Origin of the sequence: Mycolicibacterium wolinskyi str. Jessa 2025, assembly GCF_049241375.1 — a bacterium.
GTDB lineage: Bacteria > Actinomycetota > Actinomycetes > Mycobacteriales > Mycobacteriaceae > Mycobacterium > Mycobacterium wolinskyi.
Map to the genome: position 1 here is coordinate 4,829,356 of NZ_CP185960.1, position 19,708 is coordinate 4,849,063.

Here is a 19,708-nt window from a genome sequence, read left to right on the forward strand (position 1 = left end):
GTGGACCGCTGGCATTACCTGCTCGTACTCGGGGCGTGTCTGCTGATCACCCTTCCGCTGGAGTTCCTCGGCACCGGTGTGTACCGGCGACCGGCGCGCACAGCACGCGCCGTGCTGCCCGTGGCCGCGGTGTTCGTGGTCTGGGATGCGCTCGCGATCGGTGCCGACGTGTGGACCTACAATCCGCGCTACATCAGCGGCATACACCTTTTCGGCGTGATGCCCCTGGAGGAGCTGCTGTTCTTCATCGTGATCCCGCTGTGCGGCCTCCTCACTTTCACCGCGGTTGACAATCTGCTGCACAAGGGGCTGCGGCTGTGGTCGCGGCGACGCGAGGTGCGGACGTGAGCGGGCTCGGGTACACATTGCCCGCGGTGATCGCCGTCGGCGTGGTCATCGCGTTGGAGCTCAAGGTGTTTCGCACCGGCATCTTCCGCACGACGACGTACTGGATCTCGATGGCCATCGTTCTGGGCTTCCAGATTCCCGTTGACGGCTGGTTGACGAAACTCAGCGCTCCGATCGTCCTCTACGACGACCGGCACACCACGGGCATCCGCTTCCCGTGGGACATCCCGGTGGAGGATTTCCTGTTCGGCTGGGCGATGGTGACCGCCGTCCTGATTCTCTGGCAGTACCAACGCAAGCGGTACGCGAAGGAGGCGGATCGTGAACATTCGCCATGACGTGCCCGCGGCCTTCGATGCGGGCGCGGCGGCCTATGACGGGCTGGTGAACGCCAATCCCGGCTATCACGACCATCTGCGCCTCTCGGCTCGACGAATGGCGTTGCCGGACGGCGGCCGGGGACTGCGCCTTCTCGACGCCGGTTGTGGCACCGGCGCTTCGACCGCTGCCCTGCTCGCCGCGGCGCCGCACGCCGAGATCGTCGCGGTCGACGGGTCGGCGGGCATGCTGGCGCAGGCGCGTGCCAAGGATTGGCCCAAGTCGGTGTCCTTCATCCAGTCCTACGTCGAGCATCTGGCCGCGAACGACGTGCACGGCCCGTTCGACGGCATCTTCGCGGCATATCTGGTGCGCAATCTCGCCGACCCGGACACCGTGCTTCGCACATTCCGGGATTTGTTGAGGCCCGGCTCGACACTTGCCGTACACGAGTACTCGGTCCGCGACTCGCGATCGGCCAGGATGATGTGGAATCTCGTCAGCACCGCGATCATCATCCCGATGGGACGGATCCGCACCGGTGACGCCGCGCTGTACCGCTACCTGCGCGACAGCGTGAACGGCTTCGACGGGGTCTCGGAATTTCTGAACAGGTTGCGCCAGAACGGATTTGTCAACACCCGCAGCGCGACCGTGTCAGGCTGGCAGCGCGGCGTGGTACACACCTTCCTCGCGGAGTCGCCGCGATGACCGACAGCCGGCGTGTCACCCATCCCGCACCGCCAGGCGCGTCACACGCGGACGCCCTGACGGCCCGGCCCCGCGTCGTAGTGGTCGGGGCGGGTATCGCCGGGCTCGCCGCCGCCACCGGCCTCGCCGAGCGGGGTATCGACGTCACGGTCGTCGAACGCGAACCGTATCTCGGAGGTCGCGTCGCGGGCTGGAACGAGCCACTCGGCGACGGTTCCGAGGCGGCCATGAACCGTGGGTTTCACGCCTTCTTCCGCCAGTATTACAACCTGCGCGCATTGCTTAGACGGGTCGACGACGACCTCTCCATGCTCGTACCCGTCGAGGACTACCCGCTGGTCGATGCGCAGGGCAGGCAAGACACCTTCCGTGGGCTGCCAACCGTGCCGCCGTTGAATGCGTTGGCGTTCGCGCTGCGCAGCCCCACCTTTCGGCTGCGCGACCTCGTCCGGCTCAACGCCCGCGCCGCTGCGCCGCTGGCCGATGTGTCGGTGCCCGCGACCTACGATCGCCTCGATCACCGCAACGCCGAAGAGTTCTTGCGCGACATCAACTTTCCCGAGGCCGCGCGCCACCTCGCCTTCGAGGTGTTCTCGCGCAGCTTCTTCGCCAAGCCCGCCGAGCTGTCGGCCGCCGAACTCGCGACGATGTTCCACATCTACTTCCTGGGTTCCAGTGAGGGCGTGGTGTTCGATGTGGCGAACGCCAATTTCGATGTCGCACTGTGGAGCCCGTTGCGGGCCTACCTGGAGTCGCTCGGTGTGGACTTCCGCACGGGAGCACCCGTGACGGCGGTCGATCCGGCAGGCCGGGTAATCGTGGAAACCGCAGGCACCACCGCCGAGGTGGCGGCCGACGCAGTCGTACTCGCGACCGACGTGACCGGGCTGCAGCGCATCCTCGCGGCCTCGCCGGCACTGGGAGACACCGCATGGCGCGCGTCGATCGAAAGACTCGGTACCGCACCGCCGTTCGTCGTGCACCGGTTGTGGCTGGACCAACCCGTGCGCAACGACCGCCCTGCCTTCCTCGGCACCGGTGGCCGGCCACCGCTCGACAACATCAGCGTGCTGGGCCGCTACGAGCACGAGGCCGCCGAATGGTGCCGCCGCACCGGCGGTTCGGTGCTCGAACTACACGCGTACGCAGCGGATGGCGCCGACGAGGGACTGAGCGAACGCCTGCTGGGCCGCCTCCACGAGATCTATCCGGAGACCGCTTCGGCCGCTGTCGTCGACGAGCGGGTGCTGTACCGGCAGGACTGCCCGCGATTCGCACCGGGCGACTTCTCGTCGAGGCCGACGATCACCACCCCGCACGCGAACGTGGTTCTTGCCGGCGACGGCATTCGTATCGACCTTCCCGTCGCGCTCATGGAACGCGCCGCCACCACGGGATGGGCGGCCGCGAACGCGATCCTGGCGCAGTTCGGTGTGCGTGGCCACGAATTGCACACCGTGCCCGGCGAGGGCCGGTACGCGGTGCTGCGTCGACTTGCCGGACAACGGAGGAGTCTTTCCGCATGACGACTGTCAGGGATCTGCGCTCGCGGCTGGCGAAGGCCTGGCCGTTCGAGGTGCTTCCACGACTGCAGTGGGCCACCCAGCGGCCCACCCATGCCGACGCGTCGCCGGCCGTCATCCAAGCCGCCCTTGCCCGTTCGCAGCGCCGGCCGAGCGGCAACTGGTACGTGTTCGGCGCCAGTACCGACGTGACGCGAAAGCCCTTCGGCACCAACGTCGCCGGAACGGAACTGGTGGCGTGGCGCGACGACGCCGATACGCTACACGTCGGTCCGGCCGAATGCCCGCATCTCGGCGGCGATCTGTCGACGGGACGGGTCGAATGCGGCGCACTGATCTGCCCATGGCATGGCCTGCGCCTGACCGGCCGCCGCCAAGCCGGGTGGAAGCCCTATCCGAGCTTCGACGACGGTGTGCTGGTGTGGGTCCGGATCGACCACACCGGGGGCGAAGCGCCCACCGACGCGCCCGTGATCGTGCATCGGCCGGACAATCCGACCGTAGCGGCCGTCGCGCGTCTCACGGGTACGTGCGAGCCCGCCGACGTCATCGCGAACCGGCTCGACCCGTGGCACGGATCGTGGTTTCACCCATACTCGTTCACCAAGCTCGACGTTCTGCACTCGCCGCCGGCGGCCGGGGACCTGCCCGACGAACACGATCGTCTGACGGTGGCAGTCACCTTCCGGATGGGCAGGCTCGGTGTGCCGGTGATCGCCGAGTTCGTCAGTCCCGAGCCACGCACGATCCTGATGCGCATCATCGACGGCGAGGGCCGGGGCAGCGTCGTCGAAACCCACGCCACCCCCCTGGGTTTGGGCCCTGACGGGCTGCCCCGCACCGCTGTCATCGAAGCGGTCATCGCGCATTCCGACCGCAACGGGTTCCGGTACGCGACGCGCGCCGCACCGATCCTCACGCCGTTCATGCGCTACACGGCAGCTCGGCTGTGGCGCGACGACCTCGCCTACGCCGAGCGGTTGTTCGAGATCCGCCGGCGCCGCACGCTCAGCTCACCTGGTCGACAAGGCCTGCCCGCTCAAGCAACGGAACCTGTTCGGCCGCCCACGGGCTGATCGCCCACGCCAGGGCAGCCGCCGTGCGCAGGTCCTGCCAGGACACCCAGCGCACGTCCATGGTCTCGTCCGCCGCGGGCGCGACGGTTCCGTCGACCCGTGCCCAGAACACCGGGCAGATCTCGTTTTCCACGGTGCCGTCGGGCGCGACAGCGCGATACCGGAAGTCGGGCAGAACGCACGTGGGCGAATCGATCGCCACGCCGAGTTCCTGGCGGGCGCGCCGGGCCACGGCGTCCGACAGCTCTTCGTCCGGCGCGGGATGCCCGCAGAACGAGTTCGTCCACACGCCCGGCCACGTGCGCTTGCCCAAGGCGCGGCGGGTGAGCAGAACCCGCCCGTCGTCATCGAAGAGATAGCAGGAGAAGCCGAGATGTAATGGGGTGTCGCGGTGATGGACCGTGGCCTTCCGCGCACACCCGATCGCGGCTCCGTCTTCGTCCAGCAGGACCACCAACTCGTCCGTCGTAGAAACCGCCATCTCCCCTGGTTACCCCGCAGACGAACGATCGATGCATCTACCCGCTCGAAAGCACGGGTCTTCCTACACTGAACCGGTGACCAAACTCGCAGTCATCTATTACTCGGCCACCGGCCACGGCACCACCATGGCGAAGCGCATCGCCCGCACAGCGGAATCAGCCGGTGCCGAAGTACGGTTGCGCCACATCGCCGAAACGTTGGCTCCCGAGACGTTCGCCCAGAATCCGGCCTGGACCGCCAATTACGAAGCCACCAAAGACGACCCGGCCGCCACCGGCGACGACATCGTGTGGGCCGACGCGGTGATCTTCGGGTCCCCCACCCGATTCGGTTCGCCGACAGCGCAGTTCCGCGCCTTCATCGACTCACTCGGCGGCTTGTGGGCACAAGGGAAGCTGGCCGACAAGGTCTACGCGGCGTTCACGTCAACCCAGACCGCCCACGGCGGCCAGGAGTCCACGCTGCTCAACCTGTATGTGTCGCTGATGCACTTCGGGGGAATCATCGTGCCGCCCGGCTATACCGACCCCGTCAAGTTCAACGACGGCAATCCCTACGGGGTCGGGTTGGTGGCCAACCGCGAGAACATCGCGGAGTTCGACGACACCACCAACGACGCGCTCGACCACCTCGCGCGTCGGGTGGTCGATATCGCGAATCGGCTCGCCACATAGAACGCGAAAGGCCAGTTATCGCACGCTGTTTCGAGCTTGGCGTGCAATAACTGGCCAGTCGGCGTAAGAGGATCAGGCCGTTTCGGTGATCGGCCGGTCGACCCAGCTCATCAGATCGCGCAGCTTCTTGCCGGTGACCTCGATCGGGTGCTCGGCGTTCTTCTTGCGCAGGTCCTCGAGTTCCTTGTTGCCGCCCTCGACGTTGGCGACCAGGCGCTTGACGAACGTGCCGTCCTGGATGTCCTTGAGGATGTCGCGCATGCGCTCCTTGGTACCGGCGTCGATGACGCGCGGACCCGACAGGTAGCCGCCGAACTCCGCGGTGTCGGACACCGAGTAGTTCATCCGGGCGATGCCACCCTCGTACATCAGGTCGACGATGAGCTTGAGCTCGTGCAGCACCTCGAAGTAGGCCATCTCCGGGGCGTAGCCCGCCTCGACCATGACCTCGAAACCGGTCTTGACCAGTTCCTCGGTGCCACCGCACAGGACGGCCTGCTCACCGAACAGGTCGGTCTCGGTCTCTTCCTTGAACGTCGTCTTGATGACGCCTGCGCGCGCGCCACCGATCGCCGCGGCGTACGACAGCGCCAGGGCCTGTCCCTCGCCCTTGGGATCCTGGTCGATGGCGATCAGGCACGGCACGCCCTTGCCGTCGACGAACTGACGGCGCACCAGGTGGCCGGGGCCCTTGGGGGCCACCATGCCGACGGTGACGTTGGCCGGCGCCTTGATCAGGCCGAAGTGGATGTTGAGGCCGTGGCCGAAGAACAGCGCGTTGCCGTCCTCCAGGTTGGGCTCGATGTCGTTCTTGAAGATCTCGGCCTGCGCGGTGTCGGGCGCGAGCAGCATGATCACATCGGCCCACTTGGCGACCTCGGCCGGAGTGTCGACCTCCAGGCCCTGCTCGGCGACCTTCTCGCGGGACTTCGACCCCTCTTTGAGACCGACCTTCACCTGGACGCCCGAGTCGCGCAGCGAAAGCGAATGCGCGTGCCCCTGGCTGCCATAGCCGATGACGGCGACCTTGCGGCCCTGGATGATCGACAGGTCCGCGTCGTCGTCGTAGAACATCTCAACTGCCATTGCGTGAATTTCCTTCTTTCTAGCTATACAGCCATTTGACGCTACTTCACGGTGCCGATGCCGCGCGGACCGCGGGACACCGACACCACACCGGACTGCGCGAGCTCCCGGATGCCGTAGGGCTCCAGGACCCTCAGCAGCGCTTCGAGCTTCTCCGGCGTGCCCGTTGCCTCGACCGTCAGCGACTCGGTCGAAACATCAACGACTTTGGCGCGGAACAGGTTCACCGCTTCGATGACCTGCCCCCGGGTCCCCGCGTCCGCGCGCACCTTGATCAGCGCGAGTTCGCGGGCAACCGAGTTGTCTTCCTCTTGCTCGACGATCTTGATCACGTTGATCAGCTTGTTGAGCTGCTTGGTGATCTGCTCCAACGGCGATTCCTCGACGCTGACCACGATCGTCATGCGCGACATGTCCTTCTGCTCGGTCGCGCCGACCGCCAGGGACTGGATGTTGTAGCCGCGCCGCGAGAACAGTGATGCGACACGGGCAAGGACACCGGGCTTGTCCTCGACGAGCACCGACAACGTGTGCGTGGGGGTTGCGTTGCTCATGTCAGGACTCTCTCTTCTTCGCGCGAGCGCTCATCAGGCGTGCCCCTCGCCATCTTCGTCGTCGAACAGCGGCCGGATGTCGCGGGCCGCCATGATCTCGTCGTTGCTGGTGCCCGCCGCGACCATCGGCCACACCTGGGCGTCGGCACCCACGATGAAGTCGATCACCACCGGGCGGTCGTTGATGGCACGAGCTTGGTTGATCACGTCCTCGACGTCTTCGGCTCGCTCACAACGCAATCCGACGCAGCCCAGGGCCTCGGCGAGCTTGACGAAGTCCGGGATCCGCCGCGAGTGCGTGGCCAGATCGGTTTGGCTGTAACGCTCGTCGTAGAACAGCGTCTGCCATTGCCGCACCATGCCAAGGTTGCCGTTGTTGATCAGCGCAACCTTGATGGGCGCGCCCTCGACGGCGCACGTGGCCAGTTCCTGATTGGTCATCTGGAAGCAGCCGTCGCCGTCGATCGCCCACACCTCGGCCTCGGGCCGCGCGAACTTCGCGCCCATGGCCGCCGGCACGGCGAAGCCCATGGTGCCAAGGCCGCCCGAGTTGAGCCAGGTCTTCGGGTTCTCGTAGGAGATGAACTGCGCGGCCCACATCTGGTGTTGACCCACACCGGCGACGTAGACGGCCTCCGGACCGGCGATCTGGCCCAGCTTCTCGATCACGTACTCCGGCGACAGGCTGCCGTCGCTCTGCGGACCGTAGCTGAGTGGGTAGGTCGCCTTGATCCCCGACAGGTACTCCCACCAGGTGTCGAGCTTCAGTGTGTCGGCGTTGATCCCGGTCTTGCGCAGGGAATCGATCAGGTCCGAAATGACGGCCTTGACATCGCCCACGATCGGCACGTCGGCATGGCGGTTCTTGCCGATCTCGGCGGGATCGATGTCGGCGTGGATCACCTTGGCGCCGGGCGCAAAGGAGTCGAGTTTGCCGGTCACACGGTCGTCGAACCGCGTGCCCAATGCGATCAGCAGGTCGCTGCGCTGCAGCGCGGCCACGGCGGCGACCGTGCCGTGCATACCGGGCATGCCGAGATTCTGCGGATGGCTGTCCGGGAAGGCGCCGCGCGCCATCAACGTGGTCACCACCGGGATGCCGGTCAGTTCGGCCAGGTCCAGCAGCTCTGCGCTGGCCTCACCACGGATCACGCCGCCACCGACGTAGAGCACCGGCTTGCGGGCCTGTTCGATGAGCTTGGCAGCCTCGCGGATCTGGCGGTTGTGCGGCTTGGTGTTCGGCTTGTAACCGGGCAGATCGATCCGCGGCGGCCAGCTGAACGTGCACTGGCCCTGCAGGATGTCCTTCGGGATGTCGACGAGAACCGCGCCCGGCCTGCCGCTGCGGGCGATGTGGAATGCCTCGGCGAGCACCTGCGGGATGTCGTCACCGTCGCGAACCAGGAAGTTGTGCTTGGTGATCGGCATGGTGATGCCGGAGATGTCGGCTTCCTGGAAGGCGTCGGTGCCGATCAGCCCGCGACCGACCTGCCCGGTGATCGCCACGACCGGGATCGAGTCCATCTGCGCGTCGGCCAGCGGGGTCACCAGATTGGTGGCACCGGGCCCCGAGGTCGCCATCATGACGCCGACCTTGCCGGTGGCGTGGGCGTATCCGCTCGCCGCGTGGCCCGCGCCCTGTTCGTGGCGCACCAACACGTGCCGCAGTTTCTGCGAGTCGAACAGCGGGTCGTAGACCGGCAGGACGGCACCGCCGGGGATGCCGAAGATGACGTCGACGCCGAGTTCTTCGAGCGATCGGATGACGGCTTGCGCCCCGGTGAGCTGCTGCGGTGCGACCCGCTTGGGCTCGGCCTGGTCGGAGCCTGCTGGGGACTTGGCTGCGGCGGCGCCGTTCGCCGGCGCAGTGGCCGGCCGTTGCGGCGGTCGCGTTGTCGGTGCGCTCACTGTGTCCTCTTTTGTCCTCTTCGCGGAATTTTCGATGGTTGTAATGATGGCTGGCGCGCTTGTGGGCAACAAAAAACCCCCGTCAGCAGGCTGCTGTACGAGGGTGGCGCGTCGATGCTGTTGGCTATGCCCGGCAGAGGGCCAGCGCGGCATCAACGCGCCAACCAATTACTACGAGCAATCCCGGGGTCTGCATAATTGTTGACGGTAGCTGCCGTACTGGTCACTGGTCAAATTCCCGGCACCGCCGGGGCGGTCAAATTCCCGGCACCGCCGGGGCGGTCAAATTCACCAGTGCAAGGATGGACAGCGTGAGTGCACGATCCGCCACCGCCCCCGTCGTCATCCGGATATCCCCCATGGCGCACTTTGCGGTCGGATTTTTCGCACTCGGCCTGTTGGCACTGGTGTTCACCGAGCCCGAGTGGTTCGCGCCGTTGCTGGTCATCCCGATCGCGCTCTCTGTTGCGATCGTTCGCTATCGCACGGTGGCCGACGCGGACACCGTGACCGCGCGGTCGCTGCTCGGCAGTGAGACGGTGCCCTGGAGCGATATCGAGGGTCTGCGGTTCGACCGGGCGTCGTGGGCGATCGCCCATCGGACGAACGGATCGGACCTGCGGTTACCCGGCGTCACGTTCGCCACGCTCCCGCTGCTGGCCGAGGTCAGCGGCGGGCGGGTGCCGAACCCGTACGCCTGAACTACCGAAGCCGTCAGCCCAGCGGGTTGCCGCCGTTGAGCAGCACCCAGATGCCGATGCCTGCGCCGATTCCGAGCAGCAGCGCCACGAACGAACCGACGAAGGGGCGCCGCGCCCAACCGCGTCCGGCGTCGAATCCGTAGCGTCCCGGGCCGGTCAGGATGATCGCGGCCGTCGCGACGACCACGATGAGCCGGTACTCGTGTCCGTCGGTGAGGAACTCGGAAAGTCTGGCTTGCTCGTGGGCGGCCATCGCCTCGGCCAGCACCCCGTTGATCAGATAGGCCAGGGCACCGGCCGCGGCCACCGGCGTGAACAGGCCCAAGATCAGCAGCACGCCTGCCGCGATCTGCCCGCCCGTCGCCACATAGGTCACGATGTCGGCGTACTTGAAACCCATCTCGTCGAGCGAGGTGTTGAACCCGTCGAGTCCGGGACCGCCCCACCACCCGAACGCCTTCTGCAGGCCGTGCAGGAGAAGCAGTCCGCCGACCGCGAGCCGCAGGATCAGCAGGCCGAGGTCCTGCGTTCCGCGCCGTCCGGCAGCTCGGACGCGGTCGTCGATGACCTCGTCGGGTTCGATCTCGGTCGGCTCGGCCGCGAACGGCCCGAGCGGGGCCCGGCCGCCGGGCTGAATGTATGGCAGCGGCTCGGGATCGCCAACCATGCTGAATGCCGGTTGGTCCGGGGTTTTGGCCGAGTCATAGCGCGGTATGGCGGTGGTCTCGAAGTCGCCGCCGTACGTCGACGACGGTAGGTCGTCTTCGGGGTCGACCAGGCTCGCCGCAGCGGGCCTGGCGGAATCGTTTGGCCCTGAATGATCAGGTCTCTGCCAAGCTAGCGGGTCTTGTGAGTGACTGGTCACGCTGCCAGGGTAAGTGCAAGTTCGTCGGTATCCGGGTATTTACCGCGGCGCTTCCGCCTGGTATTGGACGGCTACCGCAACGGCACCGAGTCCCAGCGTGGCGCGCACCGCTGGGCGATCCGTAATCTGGCGAACATGAAATCGCGCCGGCGGATGACGAGGGTGGCCGCCATTCTGTGCGCCGCGATGCTGGTCGGGGTGGGATGCGCCCGGTTCGACTCCGCGCAGTCCGAGCCGTTCACCACCGAACCCGAGATGCAGCCGGGGCCGACGTCGACACCGCCGCCCCCGCCGCCGCTGCCCGCCAAGCCGTTCCCGAAGGAATGCCCGGCCCCCGGCGTCATGCAGGGCTGCCTGGACAGCACGAGCGGTTTGATCATGGGGCCCGACAGCCAGTCCGCGCTGGTCGCCGAGCGGCTGACGGGTGCGGTGAAAGAGGTTTCGGTGCGCGCCGAACCGAAGGTCAAGACCGTGATCCCGGTCGACCCATCGGGTGACGGCGGGTTGATGGACATCGTGCTGTCACCGACCTACTCACAGGACCGGCTGATGTACGCCTACGTCAGCACCCCCACCGACAACCGCGTGGTCCGCATCGCCGACGGCGACGTGCCCAAACCGATTCTGACCGGGATTCCGAAGGGCGCGACCGGCAACACCGGCTCACTGATCTTCACGAGCCCCACGACGCTGTTGGTGCAGACCGGCGATGCGGGCAATCCGGCACAGGCAGGCGATCCCGCCTCGATGGCGGGCAAGGTGCTGCGCATCGAGCAGCCCACCACGGTCAATCAGGCGCCGATCACCACCGCGCTGAGCGGCATGGGAGCCGGTGGCGGCATGTGCATCGATCCCTCCGACGGATCGCTCTACATCACCGACCGCACGCCGACCGCCGACCGTCTGCAGCGAATGACCAAGGATTCGAAGGTGACGACCGTGTGGACGTGGCCGGACCGTCCCGGCGTCGCCGGCTGCGCAGCGCTCGACGGCACCGTTCTGGTGAACCTCGTCAACACCAAGAAAACCGTCGCGGTGCGGCTGGCGCCCGACACCGGTGCGGTGACGGGTGATCCCGAGGTGCTGCGCGAAAACGTGCGCGGGCATGCCTGGGCATTGCAGCTGTCTCCCGACGGCAACGTCTGGGGCGCGACGGTGAACCGCACGGCCGGCGATGCCGAGAAACTCGACGACGTCGTGTTCCCGCTCTTCCCGCAGGGCGGCGGCTTCCCGCGCACCAACGCCGACAAGACCTGATACACAACACATTTCAGCTCACCGCGGTCGTCCGCGCCCGAGCGGCCGCGTCGGACGCATCGTGACAGGTTGGACGCAGAGTGTCACGATCGTCCCGCGGGCCGAAATTGACATGACGTACTATTACCCGGGTGCCTGACCGCCAACGCCGCAGATATGCGCCGCGGCTACCGCGTGAGCAACGGCGCCAGCAACTGCTCGATGCGGCGTTGACAGTCCTCGACGATTGCCCCTTGCACGAGTTGAGCATGGAGGCGGTCGCCGAGGCGGCCGGCGTCGGCAAACCAGTCCTGTACACCGCTTTTCGGACGAGGGCCGAGCTCGTCACCGCGCTGCTGACCCGCGAGCACCGGCACGGAATCGAGCAGGTACGCGCCGCGTTACCCGAGGATCTGTCGATAGCCGGACCCACCGGCGCCTACACCGCGACGGTTTCGGCGTTCCTTCGGTCGGTTCTGGAGAACCCGACCCGGTGGCGGTTGATCCTGACGGTTCCCGACAACGCGCCGCGTGACTACCGCGCCGCCGTGCGTAATGCCCGCTCCCGGGTCATCGCCCAGGCCGAGGAATTCGCGAAAGCCGGTTCGGCCCTCGATCCGCGGCTGGCCGAGCTTGATCCCGTATTGCTCGGCCACACCATGCTGTCGTTCGCCGAGATGCTCGGCCGGCTCGCCGTCAACGACCCGGAGCGCTATCCGCGCGAGCGGCTCGAGCAGTACGCCGTCGTCGCGATGACGATGTTCGCCGGCCAGAGCCACTGACCGGCGTTACCCGCCCTGGCCGCAGGCGGCCAACACCAACTCACGGACCCGCGCGGCGTCGGCCGAACCCTTGGTGGCTTTCATGACCGCGCCGACGATCGCTCCGGCCGCCTGGACCTTGCCGCCCCGAATCTTCTCGGCCACATCGGGATTGGCCGCAAGCGCCTCGTCGACGGCGGCCTGGATCACCGAATCGTCGCGCACGAGCGCCAAGCCCCGATCGGTCATCACCTGCTCGGGCTCACCCTCGCCGGCCAGTACACCTTCGACGACCTGGCGGGCCAGCTTGTTCGACAGCTTGCCCTCGTCGACGAGCTTGACCACCGCCGCCACCTGAGCCGGCGTGATCGCCAGCGCCTCGAGCTCAACGCCCGCCTCGTTGGCCTTCTGCACCAGGAAGTTGCCCCACCACGCGCGGGCCTGCTCGCTGGAGGCACCGTGGGCGACGGTCGCCGCGACGAGGTCGATGGCACCGTTGTTGACCAGGTCGCGCATCACCTCGTCGGAGATACCCCACTCGTCCTGAATCCGCTTGCGCGACAACCAGGGAAGCTCAGGGATCGTCTCACGCAGCTGCTCGACGAGTTCGGCGCTGGGTGCGACGGGCTCAAGGTCGGGCTCGGGGAAATACCGGTAGTCCTGGGCGGTCTCTTTGCTCCGACCTGGCGAGGTGTAGCCGTCCTCGTGGAAGTGCCGCGTCTCCTGCGTGACCTTGCCACCTGCATCGAGAACCGCTGCCTGACGGCGCATCTCGTACCGGACCGCGACCTCGACGCTGCGCAGCGAGTTGACGTTCTTGGTCTCGGTGCGGGTGCCGAACTCTGCCGCGCCGATCGGCTTGAGCGAGAGGTTGGAATCGCAACGCATCGAACCCTGATCCATTCGGACGTCGGACACTCCCAACGCGCGCAAGAGATCCCGCAACGCGGTCACGTAGGCGCGGGCGATCTCGGGCGCCCGCGCCCCCGTCCCCTCGATGGGCTTGGTGACGATCTCGATGAGCGGCACACCGGCGCGGTTGTAGTCCGCGAGCGATGTCGTCGCGCCGGCGATGCGGCCGGTGTCGCTGCCGAGGTGGGTCAGCTTGCCGGTGTCCTCTTCCATGTGGGCGCGTTCGATCTCGACGCGCCACGTGGTGCCGTCGTCGAGCGGGACGTCGAGGTATCCGTTGATCGCGATGGGCTCGTCGTACTGCGAGATCTGATAGTTCTTGGGCTGGTCCGGATAGAAGTAGTTCTTGCGGGCGAACCGGCCCCACGGCGCGATCTGGCAGTTCAGCGCCAGGCCGATCCGGATCGCCGACTCCACGGCCGCCTGATTGAGCACCGGCAACGATCCCGGCAGACCGAGGCACACCGGGCAGACCAGCGTGTTGGGCTCGGCGCCGAACCTGTTGGCACAACCGCAGAACATCTTGGTGGCCGTCGACAGCTCGACATGCACCTCCATGCCCATCACGGGTTCGTAGCGCGCGATCACATCGTCGTAGTCAACGAGTTCAGCGGTGGAGGCAACGGTCATGACCGTGATTTTAGTGTCCCCTGCTCGGCCGGTTCTGAGCAGCCAGCGGCCTGCCTACAACGCTTCGGCCGATTCAGCTTTCGGATGCCCGGTCGGCATTGCCGCCTCGACATCGACGATGTCGTCCCGGTAGGACTCGCGTGCGCCATATATCGCGACGAACGACACCAAGCCGCCGATGACGATGTAGACGGAGAGCGGCCAGCTCGAGCCGGCCCAGGCGAACAGCGCAGCTGCGATGAACGGCACCGGCGCGCTCCACGTCATGCTGCCGAATTGGTAACCGATCGCCGATCCGCTGTATCGCAGACGCGTCTCGAACAGCTCGGATATGAAGCTTGCCATCGGCGCATACGTCATCGAATGAATCACGGGAACCGCAATGATCATCGCGATCACCGCAGCGCCGAAGTACCCCGTGTCGAGCAACCAGAAGAATGGGAACGCCATCGCAATCGCGATCAGGCAACCGGCCAACATCACCGGCCTTCTGCCGAGCCGGTCGGCGAAGACAGCCGCAATGGGCAGCGTCACGATCTGAACCAAGGCCGCGATCATGACGGCGACGAGCATCTCACCGCGCGACAGGCCTTGCTTGGCGCCGTAGCTCAACGCGAACACCGTCGCCATGTAGAACACGACACTGTTGGCGGCCATCGCGAAGATCGCCGTGATGATCCCGCGATGGGCTTTGGTGACCACCTCGACTGCGGGATAACGTGCTTCGCGGCGCTCCTCTTGAACAGCGCGGAACGCAGGCGATTCCGATATCCGGATTCGAATGTAAAGGCCGATCAACAATAGAACGGCACTCGCCAGGAACGGAATGCGCCAGCCCCACGCCAGCATCGCATCCTCCGGCAGTAGTTCGACGAGAAAGAAAGCCACGGCGGCAAGCACCAACCCCGCGGGAACACCACACAGCGGCCAACTCCCGTAGAAAGCGCGCCGCCCTTTCGCCGCATGCTCGACGGCCATGAGCACCGCACCACTCCACTCACCACCGATCGCCAGCCCTTGGAGCAGGCGCGTGCCGACGAGTAGGACCGGCGCCCATATCCCGATCTGCGCGTACGTCGGCAGCAGGCCCACCGTCGCGGTCCCGACGCCCATCAGGACCAAGCTGGTGACCAACATGGTTTTGCGCCCAAGCCGGTCGCCGAAATGACCGAATACCACCCCGCCCAACGGCCGCACCACAAATGCGACACCGAAAGCTGCGAATGAGGCCAATGTGCCGGAGAGGGGATCCAGCGATGGAAAGAACAAATGGTTGAACACCAGTGCCGATGCGGTACTGAAGATGAACATGTCGAAGAACTCGATCAACGTACCGATGAAGCTCGCAAAGGCGACCTTCGGAACTGACACCGTTTGACCGGGTGTGGCATCGACCATGGGTGACACCTTTCTATGGGGCGACAGTGCCCTGGGTTGGATTGTGACGCAACAGTAGGTCAACAAGCCAGTGTGTTTAAGGTCCAACTTTTAATTGATGGACAGTTCAATGACCGTCTCACCATTCGGACGGATTTCATCTCATTTGATGAGAATGGATCCAATCCCACGTTATGAGAACCATCGTTGACCGGCCGCTTCCACAGCATGTCGGATCTCATATCGTGGAATGACAATTGGTTCGCCTGTACCAATACCTGCAGCGTTTTTCGACGTCATGACATCCTCTGACTGCGACAAGGCACAAGATCGGGCCAAGTCGCCCGAACGACGATCAAATGTCGAACATCTGCGTTATTGTCTAATCCACAGCGGCTCCTCGACAGCGGGCGTGCCGCGGCTCGGTGAGCACTCATTCCGCGAGGGACGTCCATATCTCACCCGATTGACCGGGATCGACGAAAGAGTAGAGCCCACATGAACGACATCGCATTCATCGGAGTAGGGACAATGGCCACCCCGATGGCACGGCGTTTCCTCGACCGTGGTTGGCGGGTCTGTTTGACCGACCCCGTGCCGGATCGCACCGCGCCGTTCGAGAGCCATCGATTCGCCACCGTGTACGACGATGTCGAGTCACTCCCGAAAGCCACTTCGTTCGTCGTCCTGAGCCTTCCGTCGGCGAGTGTTCTCGACACAGTCGTCCAGGCACTGGCGGCGACGCCTGCCGTGGACCGCCCTGTCGTGATCAACACCTCCACGGTCGGACTGTCGGCGGCTCGACGGGCCGCCGAGATCGTTTCGGCGGCCGGCTACCGGTTCGTCGATGCTCCGGTGAGCGGCGGGGCGGCCGGCGCCGAGCACGGCCGGCTGACCGTGATCGCCTCCGGCGATCCCGAATCCGTTGACCGATGCGCTGAGGTTTTCGCCGTGATCGGTGACCAGGTCTTCACGGTGGGTACCGAGCCGGGCCAGGCGCAGGCGATGAAGGTGGCGAACAACGTGCTGTCGCTGGGAGCCCTGGCCGCGACAGCAGAAGCGACGGTGATCACGCGCAAGGCCGGGATTCCGCTCGATGTCGCGCTCGACGTGCTGAATGCCAGCTCCGGACGCAATTCCGCCACCGCGGTGAAGTTCCCGAGACATATCCTCAGCGGGCGTTACGATTTCGGCTTTCCGACCGCCGGCGCGCTCAAAGATGTGTCGCTCTATACCGAGCTGGCTCATGAGCTCGGCGCCGTCGCCCCACTGGGTGACGCCGTGCAGGATTGCTGGCAGCACGCCGTCGCGGCCGGGTACGGCGAAGATGACTGCACCCACATCGTCACCGTGTACGAGCGGGCTGCGCAAGTCAGCCCAGAGGCGCAGGGATGACCGAACCGATGGAGCCCGATACGGCGAACTCGTTGTGGGATGCGGCGTCGACGGTCGCGCGATCCGCACATCCCGAGACGCTCGAACGCGCGGCAGGTTGTCTCGCGGCCGCCCTCACCGACATGCTCGTGTCGAGCAGAACGCCCAGGCATCGCGCGGTCGCTTCGGTGCTGGCCGCCGGACATGGGCCGTGCACCGTCACCGGATCGTCAAGGGGCGCCTGGCTTCCGAACGCTGCCGCGGCGAACGCCTACCTCATGCACGCCCGTCTGACTGATGACTCTTTCGAGGTCGCCGCCCATCCGGGACTGACTGTCGTGCCGGTGGCACTCGCCGCGGCCGAGCATGCCGCAGACATCACCGGCATCATGCCAACCGGCCAAGCCGTGCTCCGGGCCATTGTCGGCGGATACGAGATCGCCTGCCTGCTCGCCGAACGGTTACTCCCCCAGGTTTCGAGCAGGGGATGGCGCGTGACCTCTGTCATCGCCCCACTCAGCGCCGCCGCCACATTGGCGCTGATGCTCGACTTGCCCAGCGAGACCGCTTGCGATGCAATAGCTCTCGCAGCAACCACAGCCGGTGGGCCGCTCGCGGTGGTATCGACTTCCGGAGACGGCTGGAGATTACAGCCGGCACTTGCCGTACAGGCCGGTGTGTCGGCGGCGCTTGCCGCACAGGCCGGACTACGCATCGGCGCCGACTACCTGGCTGCACGGCACGGCTATTACGAGCTGTTCGGTGCTGCGATGCCGATCACCCGCCAACCCGGAGCACCTGCGGTACACGCGGTCACATTCAAGCGATATCCCGTGGCAATGTACGGGCAATCGATATTCGACGCGTTCGGCAAGCTTCCGACGCTGACCGGTCAGGCAACCCGGTCGACAATCACCGTCGCACCATTCGCAGCACGGTACGGCTCCCAGAATGGGGCCTCAATAACGTCGATTTCAAGCGTTCCGGGCATCGCATTGCAAGCCCTACGCGAGTTTCATCCGGATCTCGATATTCGTCTGCTCGAAGACACCGGACAATTGGTGGTCATCCCCGACCCCCGTATCGATCCGCTGTCTGCGCGAATCGGTGTCGAATTGGCAGATGGCACGGAATACACCGCCGATGGCAACGGTGATACCCGGGAATGGGACGCCACCGACTTTCGTATGCATTGCATCGCGACATCAGGCAGCCCAGAACTCTGCGACGCGGCGTACCGCATCTCGGCTGAGGACAGGCTCGACAAGCTGCTGGAGATCTGGCGCGCGGGTTGAACGCGTCCGCCGCGCGTCGATCCGTGGCATGGTTCGACGCGCGGCGGTGAGCCATCACGGCGTGACCACGGCCCCACCATCGACGACGAGAGTGGCTCCGGTCGTGCTCGCCGACACTTCCGAAAGCAGGAACACCACAGCCGCCGCGATTTCCTCGGGCTCTACCGGCCGCCCCAGCGGTACTGATGCATCGACGACGCGCTTCGCCTCCGCAGCATCCAACCCGTCCCGTTGTTGCAGCCGATGGACGCGACCACGGTATCGATCAGTCGCAGTCGTGCCCGGCACCACGGTGTTGACGCGGATACGCCGTCCCGCCAGCGCCGCGGCGTAGTGTCGGGTCAGCGCCTCGACAGCCGAGTTCACCGCGCTCACATGCGGCGATTCCGGCCAGTACCGCCTCGACGCAATCCCCGAGATGTTCACCACGCTGCCGTCGTCTCCGAAACTGTCCAGCGCGGCTTGCACCACGGTCTCGTAACCGAGCAGCTTCAGCTCGAACAGGTCGGCCCAATCCGCGCGCTGTGGATGGCCGTGGTCGATCGAGAACGCTGACGCGTTGTTGACGACACCGTCGAGCCGCCCGAACCGGTCTACTGCTGCCTTCACGACCACTCGGCCCGAGTTCGCCTCGCGCAGGTCGGCCTGAACGAATCCCAGGCGCGTCTGTTCTCCGAGATCGGCCGACGCCTTGGCTATCGAGGCCGGAGTGCGGGCGGCGACCATGACACTCGCCCCTTCGTCCAGCAATAGTCGAGTCGTCGCGAGACCAATACCGCGTGTTCCGCCGGTTACCAGAAACGCTCGGTCAGCCAGCCGGAGATCCATGATGCACCCCTTCATTTGGTTATTTGTTGGACAATAACAATCAAAGCCCGACCCGTCAGTTACGTTTCCAGATGATGAGAATTGGTAGCAGATCTACCTGCATAATTCTGAGAACTTCCCACGCGTTTCCCAGATAGTGCGACCAGAGCCCATGCCAACCATTGACCAGAAACACAACTCGGCGTTAATGTTCGACATATCCGATAACGTCACATCAACAACCGCCCGATGAAGTAGCGTCGCCAGTACGAAGCACGCCGCCTTCCACCGGCAAACTCGCGGGCGGGCCGTTCAGACAACAGGAGGCGACGAATGACCAGCGGGATGGACTCAGAGACCAAACCTTGGGAAGGCGTGATACCCGCCGAAGATCTGGCCAGTTTCGCGCGCGAGTTCGACAAGGAGGACCGACCGCTGACAGCGGGCACTCGGCCCGCCGTGCTGGTGATCGATATGACGCGGGCGTTCGTCGACTCGACCTATTCGACCGGTTGGAGTGAAACCGGCTATCCGGCGGTCGATGCCACTGCCGAACTGTTGACGGCAGCGCGCGCAGCAGGCGTGCCCATCTTCTTCACCAAGGCCTATCCGGAGGCAGATCATCAACCCCTCCCGGCCGAACGTGGCCGCTGGAAACTCAACGCCGCCCCAGCCGCGCTACCCGAGGGAACACCGCCCGGTGACGTCATCGCCGACAAACTCGCCCCACAGCCTGACGAGATAGTGATCAACAAGGGCGGCAAGCCGAGTGGATTCTTCGGAACCCCGTTGGCGTCCTACCTCATTCACGCCGGCTGCGACACGACGATCGTGACGGGCATGACCACGAGCGGCTGCGTTCGCGCCACCGTCCTCGATGCGTTCCAGTACAACTTCCATGTGATCGTGCCGCACGAATGCACGGCCGACCGCAGCCAGATCTCGCACAAAGTGAACCTGTTCGACATGCACATGAAGTACGCGGATGTCATCGGCGTGCGCCAGACGATCAATTACCTCAAGGGGCTGTAAATCGCACTTTCTGACGCCAATTCCTGCGAGTTCATGT

General features: G+C 65.6%; 20 protein-coding genes. 12 read left to right on the plus strand and 8 right to left on the minus strand.

Going from position 1 to position 19,708, the window contains the following annotated elements; all coding sequences use genetic code 11:
• The 5 genes from ACOI2T_RS23910 to ACOI2T_RS23930 are packed head-to-tail and all read left to right on the plus strand — an operon-like array spanning position 1 to position 3,976.
• On the plus strand, positions 1-348 hold the full coding sequence (locus ACOI2T_RS23910) for a lycopene cyclase domain-containing protein (RefSeq protein WP_409505543.1): 348 nt from the start codon (positions 1-3) through the stop codon (positions 346-348).
• Complete coding sequence (locus tag ACOI2T_RS23915; protein ID WP_409505453.1) at positions 345-686, plus strand: lycopene cyclase domain-containing protein; 342 nt, start codon at positions 345-347, stop codon at positions 684-686. The genes ACOI2T_RS23910 and ACOI2T_RS23915 overlap by 4 nt, the downstream gene beginning before the upstream one ends.
• Entirely contained in the window at positions 670-1,377 is a 708-nt protein-coding gene (locus ACOI2T_RS23920; protein WP_409505454.1) for a class I SAM-dependent methyltransferase, read from the plus strand. The genes ACOI2T_RS23915 and ACOI2T_RS23920 overlap by 17 nt, the downstream gene beginning before the upstream one ends.
• On the plus strand, positions 1,374-2,903 hold the full coding sequence (locus tag ACOI2T_RS23925) for an FAD-dependent oxidoreductase (protein ID WP_409505455.1): 1,530 nt from the start codon (positions 1,374-1,376) through the stop codon (positions 2,901-2,903). Before ACOI2T_RS23920 ends, ACOI2T_RS23925 begins: the two co-directional genes overlap by 4 nt.
• Positions 2,900-3,976: a DUF5914 domain-containing protein gene (locus ACOI2T_RS23930; RefSeq protein WP_409505456.1), complete on the plus strand. Its 1,077-nt coding sequence runs from the start codon at positions 2,900-2,902 to the stop codon at positions 3,974-3,976. The genes ACOI2T_RS23925 and ACOI2T_RS23930 overlap by 4 nt, the downstream gene beginning before the upstream one ends.
• Here the strand turns inward: ACOI2T_RS23930 and idi are convergent.
• Positions 3,909-4,457 (minus strand): isopentenyl-diphosphate Delta-isomerase, encoded by a 549-nt coding sequence (gene idi / locus ACOI2T_RS23935; RefSeq protein ID WP_067854044.1) that lies wholly within the window; start codon positions 4,455-4,457, stop codon positions 3,909-3,911. The genes ACOI2T_RS23930 and idi overlap by 68 nt on opposite strands.
• A 76-nt stretch (positions 4,458-4,533) precedes the next feature.
• Here idi and wrbA point away from each other — a divergent pair, with 76 nt between their 5' ends.
• Positions 4,534-5,133: an NAD(P)H:quinone oxidoreductase gene (gene wrbA / locus ACOI2T_RS23940; protein ID WP_409505457.1), complete on the plus strand. Its 600-nt coding sequence runs from the start codon at positions 4,534-4,536 to the stop codon at positions 5,131-5,133.
• Positions 5,134-5,205: 72 nt separating this feature from the next.
• Here wrbA and ilvC read toward each other — a convergent pair whose 3' ends face one another.
• Genes ilvC through ACOI2T_RS23955 form a run of 3 tightly spaced genes read right to left on the minus strand, consistent with a single transcriptional unit; the run spans position 5,206 to position 8,681 of the window.
• Positions 5,206-6,219, minus strand: a complete 1,014-nt coding sequence (ilvC, locus tag ACOI2T_RS23945; RefSeq protein WP_067854021.1) for a ketol-acid reductoisomerase — start codon at positions 6,217-6,219, stop codon at positions 5,206-5,208.
• A gap of 41 nt (positions 6,220-6,260) precedes the next feature.
• Positions 6,261-6,773: an acetolactate synthase small subunit gene (gene ilvN / locus ACOI2T_RS23950; RefSeq protein ID WP_085145249.1), complete on the minus strand. Its 513-nt coding sequence runs from the start codon at positions 6,771-6,773 to the stop codon at positions 6,261-6,263.
• 33 nt (positions 6,774-6,806) lie between these two features.
• Positions 6,807-8,681: an acetolactate synthase large subunit gene (locus tag ACOI2T_RS23955; protein ID WP_067854015.1), complete on the minus strand. Its 1,875-nt coding sequence runs from the start codon at positions 8,679-8,681 to the stop codon at positions 6,807-6,809.
• A 302-nt stretch (positions 8,682-8,983) separates the two neighbouring features.
• Between ACOI2T_RS23955 and ACOI2T_RS23960 the strand changes: the two genes are divergently transcribed.
• Positions 8,984-9,382, plus strand: a complete 399-nt coding sequence (locus tag ACOI2T_RS23960; protein WP_067854012.1) for a PH domain-containing protein — start codon at positions 8,984-8,986, stop codon at positions 9,380-9,382.
• Positions 9,383-9,395: 13 nt separating this feature from the next.
• Here ACOI2T_RS23960 and ACOI2T_RS23965 read toward each other — a convergent pair whose 3' ends face one another.
• Positions 9,396-10,247 carry a DoxX family protein gene (locus ACOI2T_RS23965; RefSeq protein ID WP_067854009.1) on the minus strand — a complete coding sequence of 284 codons (852 nt, stop codon included), beginning with the start codon at positions 10,245-10,247 and terminating at the stop codon, positions 9,396-9,398.
• A gap of 135 nt (positions 10,248-10,382) precedes the next feature.
• Between ACOI2T_RS23965 and ACOI2T_RS23970 the strand changes: the two genes are divergently transcribed.
• Together ACOI2T_RS23970 and ACOI2T_RS23975 are read left to right on the plus strand one after the other, a co-directional pair.
• The gene (locus ACOI2T_RS23970) at positions 10,383-11,504 is read left to right on the plus strand and encodes a PQQ-dependent sugar dehydrogenase (protein WP_198538962.1); all 1,122 of its coding nucleotides are present in this window, start codon (positions 10,383-10,385) and stop codon (positions 11,502-11,504) included.
• Positions 11,505-11,635: 131 nt separating this feature from the next.
• On the plus strand, positions 11,636-12,265 hold the full coding sequence (locus ACOI2T_RS23975) for a TetR/AcrR family transcriptional regulator (RefSeq protein ID WP_409505458.1): 630 nt from the start codon (positions 11,636-11,638) through the stop codon (positions 12,263-12,265).
• Between the two features lie 6 nt (positions 12,266-12,271).
• On the opposite strand, the gene gatB is transcribed toward ACOI2T_RS23975, so the two are convergent.
• Positions 12,272-13,786 carry an Asp-tRNA(Asn)/Glu-tRNA(Gln) amidotransferase subunit GatB gene (gene gatB / locus ACOI2T_RS23980; protein ID WP_409505459.1) on the minus strand — a complete coding sequence of 505 codons (1,515 nt, stop codon included), beginning with the start codon at positions 13,784-13,786 and terminating at the stop codon, positions 12,272-12,274.
• A 54-nt stretch (positions 13,787-13,840) separates the two neighbouring features.
• Positions 13,841-15,250, minus strand: a complete 1,410-nt coding sequence (locus ACOI2T_RS23985) for an MFS transporter (protein WP_421874503.1) — start codon at positions 15,248-15,250, stop codon at positions 13,841-13,843.
• Positions 15,251-15,661: 411 nt separating this feature from the next.
• Here ACOI2T_RS23985 and ACOI2T_RS23990 point away from each other — a divergent pair, with 411 nt between their 5' ends.
• Positions 15,662-16,558, plus strand: coding sequence for an NAD(P)-dependent oxidoreductase (locus ACOI2T_RS23990; protein ID WP_409505460.1), 897 nt, complete (start codon positions 15,662-15,664; stop codon positions 16,556-16,558).
• Between the two features lie 8 nt (positions 16,559-16,566).
• The gene (locus ACOI2T_RS23995; protein WP_409505545.1) at positions 16,567-17,832 is read left to right on the plus strand and encodes an MmgE/PrpD family protein; all 1,266 of its coding nucleotides are present in this window, start codon (positions 16,567-16,569) and stop codon (positions 17,830-17,832) included.
• Positions 17,833-17,886: 54 nt separating this feature from the next.
• Here the strand turns inward: ACOI2T_RS23995 and ACOI2T_RS24000 are convergent, their stop codons facing one another.
• Positions 17,887-18,660, minus strand: coding sequence for an SDR family NAD(P)-dependent oxidoreductase (locus ACOI2T_RS24000; protein WP_409505461.1), 774 nt, complete (start codon positions 18,658-18,660; stop codon positions 17,887-17,889).
• A 312-nt stretch (positions 18,661-18,972) separates the two neighbouring features.
• Between ACOI2T_RS24000 and ACOI2T_RS24005 the strand changes: the two genes are divergently transcribed.
• On the plus strand, positions 18,973-19,671 hold the full coding sequence (locus ACOI2T_RS24005) for an isochorismatase family protein (protein WP_198538961.1): 699 nt from the start codon (positions 18,973-18,975) through the stop codon (positions 19,669-19,671).
• Positions 19,672-19,708: the final 37 nt, after the last annotated feature.

Coding starts and splice junctions, on each gene's coding strand:
- ACOI2T_RS23925 (WP_409505455.1), top strand. CDS start 1,374: ATGACCGACAGCCGGCGTGTCACCCATCCCGCACCGCCAGGCGCGTCA.
- ACOI2T_RS23930 (WP_409505456.1), top strand. CDS start 2,900: ATGACGACTGTCAGGGATCTGCGCTCGCGGCTGGCGAAGGCCTGGCCG.
- idi (WP_067854044.1), bottom strand. CDS start 4,457: ATGGCGGTTTCTACGACGGACGAGTTGGTGGTCCTGCTGGACGAAGAC.
- ilvC (WP_067854021.1), bottom strand. CDS start 6,219: ATGGCAGTTGAGATGTTCTACGACGACGACGCGGACCTGTCGATCATC.
- ilvN (WP_085145249.1), bottom strand. CDS start 6,773: ATGAGCAACGCAACCCCCACGCACACGTTGTCGGTGCTCGTCGAGGAC.
- ACOI2T_RS23960 (WP_067854012.1), top strand. CDS start 8,984: ATGGACAGCGTGAGTGCACGATCCGCCACCGCCCCCGTCGTCATCCGG.
- ACOI2T_RS23970 (WP_198538962.1), top strand. CDS start 10,383: ATGAAATCGCGCCGGCGGATGACGAGGGTGGCCGCCATTCTGTGCGCC.
- gatB (WP_409505459.1), bottom strand. CDS start 13,786: ATGACCGTTGCCTCCACCGCTGAACTCGTTGACTACGACGATGTGATC.
- ACOI2T_RS23990 (WP_409505460.1), top strand. CDS start 15,662: ATGAACGACATCGCATTCATCGGAGTAGGGACAATGGCCACCCCGATG.
- ACOI2T_RS23995 (WP_409505545.1), top strand. CDS start 16,567: ATGGAGCCCGATACGGCGAACTCGTTGTGGGATGCGGCGTCGACGGTC.
- ACOI2T_RS24000 (WP_409505461.1), bottom strand. CDS start 18,660: ATGGATCTCCGGCTGGCTGACCGAGCGTTTCTGGTAACCGGCGGAACA.
- ACOI2T_RS24005 (WP_198538961.1), top strand. CDS start 18,973: ATGACCAGCGGGATGGACTCAGAGACCAAACCTTGGGAAGGCGTGATA.